General features: G+C 62.9%; 1 protein-coding gene. It reads left to right on the top strand.

Annotated elements, in window-relative coordinates; genetic code table 11:
* Positions 1–232: ATP-binding protein (locus tag SB756_RS35850; RefSeq protein ID WP_410914000.1), on the top strand; the 232-nt coding region annotated here is incomplete at both ends.

Raw genomic sequence — 232 nt, 5'->3', positions numbered from 1 at the left:
GATATCCCGGCTGACCTGCCGGATGCGCTGGAGGGCGATGGAGAGAAATTGGCCCGCTGCCTTGGCTGCCTGGTGGAGAACGGGTTGAAGTTCACCCACCAGGGCGGGGTGATGATCCAGGTGCGCGGGCGCCGGGTAGGGCCGGGGGATCTGGCGTTGACCTTTACGGTCAGTGACAGCGGGATTGGTTTTGATGACCTTGAGCAGTCGACCCTGTACCAGCGGTTCTTCC

The organism is Pseudomonas sp. SIMBA_068, from assembly GCF_046534705.1.
GTDB classification, from domain to species: domain Bacteria; phylum Pseudomonadota; class Gammaproteobacteria; order Pseudomonadales; family Pseudomonadaceae; genus Aquipseudomonas; species Aquipseudomonas putida.
This window is presented reverse-complemented; position numbering and strand designations above follow the sequence as displayed.